Source organism: Mesotoga sp. HF07.pep.5.2.highcov, assembly GCF_003666285.1.
Lineage (GTDB): Bacteria > Thermotogota > Thermotogae > Petrotogales > Kosmotogaceae > Mesotoga > Mesotoga prima.
In genome coordinates this window covers 1-7393 of sequence record NZ_JFHJ01000165.1, presented here as the reverse complement: position 1 = coordinate 7393, position 7393 = coordinate 1, and the positions used below count along the sequence as shown (strand labels likewise).

General features: G+C 48.0%; 4 protein-coding genes. All 4 read left to right on the top strand.

Translation table 11 applies throughout. The annotated features are described in order from the left end of the window. Window positions 1-760, top strand: a 760-nt coding sequence (locus BG32_RS03195; RefSeq protein WP_147434810.1) for an ABC transporter ATP-binding protein, incomplete at its 5' end; no start/stop codon positions are given. A gap of 18 nt (window positions 761-778) precedes the next feature. After that, window positions 779-1537, top strand: coding sequence for an ABC transporter ATP-binding protein (locus tag BG32_RS03190; protein ID WP_014730087.1), 759 nt, complete (start codon window positions 779-781; stop codon window positions 1535-1537). Further along, window positions 1494-3164, top strand: coding sequence for a putative ABC transporter permease subunit (locus BG32_RS03185; RefSeq protein WP_121509624.1), 1671 nt, complete (start codon window positions 1494-1496; stop codon window positions 3162-3164). Before BG32_RS03190 ends, BG32_RS03185 begins: the two co-directional genes overlap by 44 nt. A gap of 1167 nt (window positions 3165-4331) precedes the next feature. Continuing rightward, window positions 4332-7052: a cation-translocating P-type ATPase gene (locus tag BG32_RS03180; RefSeq protein WP_121509623.1), complete on the top strand. Its 2721-nt coding sequence runs from the start codon at window positions 4332-4334 to the stop codon at window positions 7050-7052. Window positions 7053-7393: the final 341 nt, after the last annotated feature.

The following is a 7393-nucleotide window of genomic DNA, read 5'->3' as shown; positions in this document are numbered from 1 at the left end:
CCTGCTAGGTCCAAACGGAGCGGGAAAGACCACCGTTTTGAAATCTATACTCGGCCTGGTAAAGTATTCCGGCTCAGTTGAGGTTTTTGGCAGACCAATAGAGGAAGTCAGAGAGCGAATCTCGTTCGTTCCGGAGGAGAAGAATCTTTACGAGAACCTCGATATAGAATCAACACTTAGACTGAGCAGCAGAATCTCTCCGAGATTCAACGAAAAACAGGCTCGAGAACTGATTGAGAACTACAAGCTGCCCTACAGGAAGAAGATCAGAACGTTTTCAAATGGTATGAGGACGGCTCTTTATCTCGCTGTTGCTCTATCGACAGATGCGGATCTATACATCCTCGACGAGCCGACATGGGGCCTCGATCCAATAATGAGAGACGATACGCTTGAACTGATAAGGGAGAAAGTGATCCTCGGAAAGACAGTTATCTACACATCCCATGTCATTCCAGAGGTCGAAAAGATAGCCGATGAGTTCTCGATCATGGTTAGTGGAAAGATAAAGTACACTGGTAATCTTGATGGGATCAAAGAGAAGTACAGAATAATTAAAATGCCGCTGAAGGACAAAACAAAACCGAGTTCCGAAAGATGTCTCGCTGTGGCAAAAGAGATAAACAGGCTATCTATGATAGTTGAATACTCGGAAGCAACCGAAGAATACTACAAGAACGATGAAGCTGCCATTTCAATCCCTGATCTGGAAGAGTTTTTTCAGATCCTCGTAAGGAGCGAAAATGGCAATGCCCTGTGAGGACAGGAGGTTTGGAAAGTGATTGAGATAAGAGATTTGACAAAGATTTACAGCGGAAGCGTCAAGGCTGTTGACAGCATTTCATTGACGGTTAACAAAGGGGAGATTTTTGGCTTCCTGGGGCCCAACGGCGCCGGAAAGACTACGACAATCAAGATGATCGTCGGGTTGTTGCAGCCAACATCAGGAAGTATTTCAGTAGACGATATAGATGTGGTCGCTCACCCTGTTGAAGCAAAATCCAAGATAGGCTATGTTGCAGATGAACCACTTGTAATGGACAAGATTACGGGTGTTCAGTATCTGAACCTTATCTCAGATGTGTTTCAAGTCCCACCAAAGACCCGTGCCGAGAGGGCGTCTAAGCTTCTGCAGAATTTCAAGCTCTCAGATGCAATCAAAGATCCAGTATCCACCTACTCCCATGGGATGAAACAGAAACTTTCGCTAATTGCCGCATTGATCCATAATCCCGATCTCTGGATACTGGACGAACCGATAGTCGGCCTCGATCCGGAATCGGCATTCATTCTAAAACAAATGATGAGAAACCACGTGAAGGCAGGAAATACGGTATTCTTCTCCACTCATGTCATGGAAGTGGCAGAAAGAATTTGCGACAGGATAGGGATAATAAACAAAGGAAAGCTTGAGTTTGTAGGCACCGTTGAAGAGCTTAGGAAGCTCCGAGGCCAGGGGAGCCTTGAAGAACTCTTCCTGGAGGTGACGGGTAGTGAGACCGAAAATGGTGATTTCGCTTACCTCGACGCTGATTAACGCTCACTACAACATACCCAGATCTCTCTATCATTTCAAGAAAAGAGAAAGACTCTGGGAACCGGCATTAATAATAGGCGTGGTACTCTTGATGGTCTTTTCTCTTGGGCCTCTTTACATGAGTCTGCTGAACACTATGTACGATCAGTATGAAGCTGCTGGAATGAGGCAGCTCTTTCTGGCAGGACCGTTTCTCATAGCGAATCTATTCGGGCTGATCATGGGAGTCTTCCTTATGATAAGCACTTTTTTCTTCGGGGATGACATGAGCGTCCTGATACCCCTGCCCTTAAAGTCAACCGAGGTACTGATGTCGAAGTTCCTGGTTGTGCTTGTGGATCTCATGGTAATTTCGATCGCGGTCATTCTTCCTGCCTACATTCTCTACGGGATCAGATCTGGAGCCGGTATTTCATACTGGATATTCATGGCGATAATCTTTCTACTCAGTCAGGTATTGCCCATAATGCTCTCGGCGATAATCGTTCTGCCGCTTTCGAGACTCTTCCGCTTCAAGAGATACAGAGACAGCATCGTCTATCTGATAAGCGCGCTCGTAGTTTTAGGCTTCCTTGTTTTCGTTTCCCTTACCAGCAGGGTTGACCCGAACATGAGCGCAGAGGAGTTCGCGAGAATATTCTCGAGCGAAGATGCAATACTAAACAAGACGGCCGGGGCATATCCGCCGACTATACTCGTTACGAAGGCCCTGAGCAAACCCTTCTTAGAGGGTTTACTGTGGTTGCTTGCCTTCATTGGCCTGCACGCTGCCGCTCTCGGAATCTTTCTCTTCTTTGGTCACAAATTTTACTACTCGGTCTATTCGAGCCTCCAAGAGAATTTTGCCAAACGGTCGAAACTTGAAGAAGGGGAGATAGCCTGGCTGATGGGCTTACAACAGACAAAGTTCTCTGCTCTCTATAAAAGAGAATGGTGGTACTTCCTGAAGGTCCCTGCATTCGCCTTCAACGGATTCGGAAATGTACTGGTGTTCCCAATTCTGCTGGTCATAGCGGCTGTTGCCGGACAAACCGATCAGTTAGGTCAGATGCTGGACCAGTTTCAGCAGTACAAGCCAGTCTTTGTCCCAGTCGGCGCACTGGTCGCAGCCGTTGCGGGAGGAATAAATGGACTTGCCTCCTCTATGTTTAGCAGAGAAGGAGATTTGATCAGGGAACTGAAGGTTCTTCCCGTTGACGTAAATGAAATCGTGAAAGTCAAATTTCTTCATATCGAGACGCTTAGTTTGATAGGCCCGGCATTCGGCGCAGTCGCTCTTAGTCTGATCCTTGGTCTGTCTTTCATAGAGGCGTTAGTTGTATTTGTTGTCGGAGGATTGACTCTCACATTCTTGAACATTCTACAAATGATAATCGACTCGATAAAGCCGATCCTTGAATGGGAGAACCCTCAGAGAGCCATGAAGCAGAACGTTAACGTCGCGCTTTCGATTCCGGTCGTCTTTGGTTACGTGGGCGGTCTTGGATATCTCGCGTTCTTACTTAAGGACAACATATCCGGGACAATTATGACTATCATATTGACCGCGATCGCTTTAGTTGGTATTGTATTCACGTGGCCTATACTTATCAAGAAAGCGAACAGACTCTTTGCTAGAGATTTGTGAAAGACCGTGGTTGACGCAAGGCGCCGAAAAGCATCGGCGGACGCAAGGCTGGGAAGAACATCCCAGGTCGCAATGCTGGCAAAGATCGCACCAGGACGCAGTGCCCGCTTCGCGGGGAAAGAGCCAATTTTCGCTTTTGAGATAACTCGTGCGTTGAGAAGAGCAGTTCCAAGTTGTGAGTTGTAAGACCGTGGTAGATGGTCGGAGGTCGGGGGTTGGTCAGGAGCAAATAATTAGTTCAGCGTTCCAAATTGTGAGTTGTGAGAAGAATGGAGATTAAAGGAATCTGATCAGAACCAACTTACTTTGTCATCCTGAAGCGCTCCTGTTCAGGATCTAGGCTTTCGATGAACCGTGGTCGGTGGTAGCAGGTCGGGGGTTCGTAAGGGTAAAGGATCAGTTCCAAGATGCAAGTTCCAAGTTGCAAGAACAAAAGCCAAAAAAACGATTGTAATCTTTGGAATACAAGGTTTGGTGGGACCACAATCTGGGATAGGGATGCTGAAACAAGTTCAGATGACATGATGTGACGTTTTCGCAATCAAGTAACACTGTCATCCCGGACTTGATCCGGGATCTGGGCTTATGACAAACCATGGTCGGTGGTAGCGGGTAGCGAGTTCGTAAGAGCAAGAGAAACTGGTTGACCGTTGAGCGGTTCTCCGTTCTCAGAAAAGAACGATTGCAAGATGCAAGTTGCAAGAAGAAGAAAGAAGACCTTTTTCTAATGGCAATGAAGTAAGCTCGTTACTGACATTCAACAAGAGAGCATCGAGATTCTGAATCAAGTTCAGAATGACGCTATGTGACGTTTTCGGAAAGCCCGTCGGGATGCTGAAACAAGTTCAGAATGACGGAATTGATAGCGGGTCTCGGGTCTTGGGTCTAGGGTCTGGCAAACTGAAGCGGCTCTGAACCATTACCGATTATCAATGCCAATGAACAATCATCAAGGACTCCATACTGGATCTGCTCTCCGATCCAATCGAAGGACGGGTCCACGATCCTGGACGAAGGACGAGGGACGGTTCTTTTAGCATGATTGTAAGTGCCGTTTTCGCAATTACCTAACACTGTCATCCCAAACTTGTTTCGGGATCTAGACTTAAATACTCGAACTTAAATTAGACGAACTGTGCAACTGTTCTATTAAACGGAGGTTGAAGCATGGCGAAATACCATCAGAAAACAATCGAAGAAGTCATAAAGGAACTAGGCTCAAGCTCAAACGAGGGTCTCTCCGGGGCAAAGGCGAAGGAGAGAATCGACCAGTATGGCTTGAACGAGCTTACAGAGAAGAACAGGCGCAGCGCTTGGAAGATTCTTCTTTCACAGCTGAAGTCTGTGATGGTAATAATCCTGATTGTTGCTTCGGTGATCACGGCTTTCGTCGGTGAATTAAGGGATACGATAGTAATTCTAGCAATTGTAGCCCTTAACACCATCCTGGGGTTCACTCAAGAATACAGAGCCGAAAAAGCAATGGCCGCATTGAAGAAGATGTCCGTGCCCAGAGTGAAGGTAAGACGGGATGGGCAGATTGTGGAAGTAAACTCAACGGAGATCGTACCAGGAGATGTAGTTATACTAGAGGCCGGAAATATCGTGCCGGCAGATATGAGACTCGTCGAGTCAACCAATCTGAAGATTCAGGAGTCAGCCCTCACCGGCGAATCCGAGGCTGTGGAAAAGACCACGAAACCCATTGAAGAAGAGAACCCCTCTCTCGGCGACCGCAAAAACATGGCGTATTCCGGAACGGTTGTCACATACGGCCGCGGAGTCGGAATAGTGACTGCCACAGGAATGGAAACCGAACTTGGGAAGATCGCGACAATGCTTCAAGATACTGCCGAAACTCAGACCCCCTTGCAGAAGAATATCGACCAGCTAGGCAAGATTCTTGCCTTGATCGCGCTTGGAATAGTAGCCGTGATCTTCGTGATGGGCTTGTTGAGGGGTGAAGATCTCGAGCTTATGTTCATGACTGCTGTCTCCTTCGCAGTGGCCGCAGTTCCAGAAGGTCTTCCCACGGTTGTCACTATTGCGTTGGCTTTAGGCGCCCAACGGATGTTGAAGAAGAACGCTCTCGTACGGAAACTGATGGCCGTCGAGACGCTTGGTTCCGTTACCGTAATCTGTTCCGACAAAACGGGAACGATTACCGAAAACAGAATGAAAGTGACAGTCGTAGAGATGGCCGGACGCACACTGGACTTTGGAAAAGAAAATGAACCGGATCCCGAGGCACTTCCCGAAGATGACAATAAATCATTTGAAATAATGCTTACGGCGGCCGCGCTATGCAACGATGCCGAGATCAAACCTCCCGTCCACAAAAAGCAGCAGGTAGATGTGATCGGAGATCCCACAGAGGGAGCGCTAGTATATGCGGCTTACAGAGTCGGCATCGAGAAAAGCGACCTCGAACAGGCTATGCCCAGGATCCTGGAGATCCCTTTCGATTCGGAACGAAAGAGGATGACAACTATCCACGAGATCAGGGAGAATCCAAAGGGCAAGATTCCTGCAGACGTTCCAGAACACCTTCGAGAAAACGCAGTCGACAAATATGTTGCATTTACCAAGGGAGCCGTCGATTCTCTCGTTGAAGTCTGTGACAGAGTACTTGAAGGTGACGAGATACATGAGATAGGCGATGATTGGAGAAAAAGAATCATAGAGACAAACAACAACCTCGCGGCGAATGGAATGAGGGTTCTTGGAGTAGCCTTCAGGCCCGTAAACTCCTCTGAAGTCGAAGACAAAAAGGTCGAAGAGAGAAATCTCATTTTCACCGGTATATTTGGAATGATGGATCCCGCAAGAGAAGGCGTCAAAGAATCGATAATGACCGCCCGTGAAGCAGGTATAAGGCCGATTATGATTACGGGTGACCATCCCCTGACAGCCGGTTATATAGCAGAGAGCCTCACCATAGTTGACGACAAGTCGAACGTCAAGATGGGTCGAGAAATCGAAAACCTTACGGAGGAGGAACTCGACAGAGTTACCTCAGAGACCTCGGTATATGCCAGAGTCGCACCGGAACACAAGCTGAAGATCGTCGACTCTCTTCAGAGACAGGGAAATGTCGTCGCCATGACGGGTGATGGCGTTAATGACGCCCCCGCTCTCAAACAGGCCGACATAGGGATCGCTATGGGCATAACAGGGACTGACGTAACAAAGGAAGTCGCTGATATGGTTCTCATCGACGATAACTTCACCACGATCGTCTCGGCCATTTGTGAAGGAAGGACAATCTTCGACAACATACACAAGTTCATAAGGTACATCCTGGCGTCGAACTTCGGAGAGATATGGATAATGCTTCTCGGACCATTCTTTGGTATCTCGCTCCCCCTGGCGCCCCTTCAGATACTCTGGCTCAACCTGGTCACGGACGGAGTCCCCGCATTGGCGCTCGCAGTTGAACCACCGGAAAAGGATATAATGAAGCGTCCACCCAACCCGACGAAGGAACACGTCCTGGCAAATGGAAGATGGAATGTAATCCTTATCGGGCTACTACTCTCCGCCTTCTCTCTTGGCGTTGGGTTGGTTTACTGGATGAACGATACCAACGGGCCGTGGAGAACGATGCTTTTTTCAACACTGGTTTTCTCTCAACTCTTCTTTGCACTGTCTGTGAGATCAAGAACGAAATCGATCTTCAACGCACCGTTCAAAGAGAATCCTTCTCTAATGTACGCAATACTGGCGAGCTTCGGGCTTCAGCTGGCCGTTATATATGTACCCTTTATGCAGGGGCTCTTCTCCACACAGGCTCTGAGAATATGGGATCTGCTGCTTTCGTTAGCCCTCGGTAGCGCGATCCTCTGGATATACGAAATCAAGAAGCTGGTTACAAGAAAAAGGCAATAGACAGTGGTTGTCCGTAGAAGGTTCGCCGTTATCCGAAATAGATCAGTTGCAAGTGCCAAGATGCAAGTTGTGAGTTGCATGTGCAAATAAATTCGATCGAAACGGATGTAGGGGCGTGCGGCGGCACGCCCGCTATTGAGGATCAGTCTTCCCAAGGATAGCGATCGTCCTCTTCAGTAGTTTAACGAACCGAATTCTGGCCAGAAGCGTGCCAGAATGATGCAAAGGACTGTAATCCTAACTCGTTTCGGGATCTGCACTTCTGAAGAAGTGGTCGGGGATAGCGCTAGGGGGTCGGAAAGAACGGAATAAGACGCAAGGCTGGGCAAGAACAGCCCAGG

Bases quoted from the DNA above. Each gene is read 5' to 3' on its own strand.
- BG32_RS03180 (WP_121509623.1), top strand. From the start codon at position 4,332: ATGGCGAAATACCATCAGAAAACAATCGAAGAAGTCATAAAGGAACTA.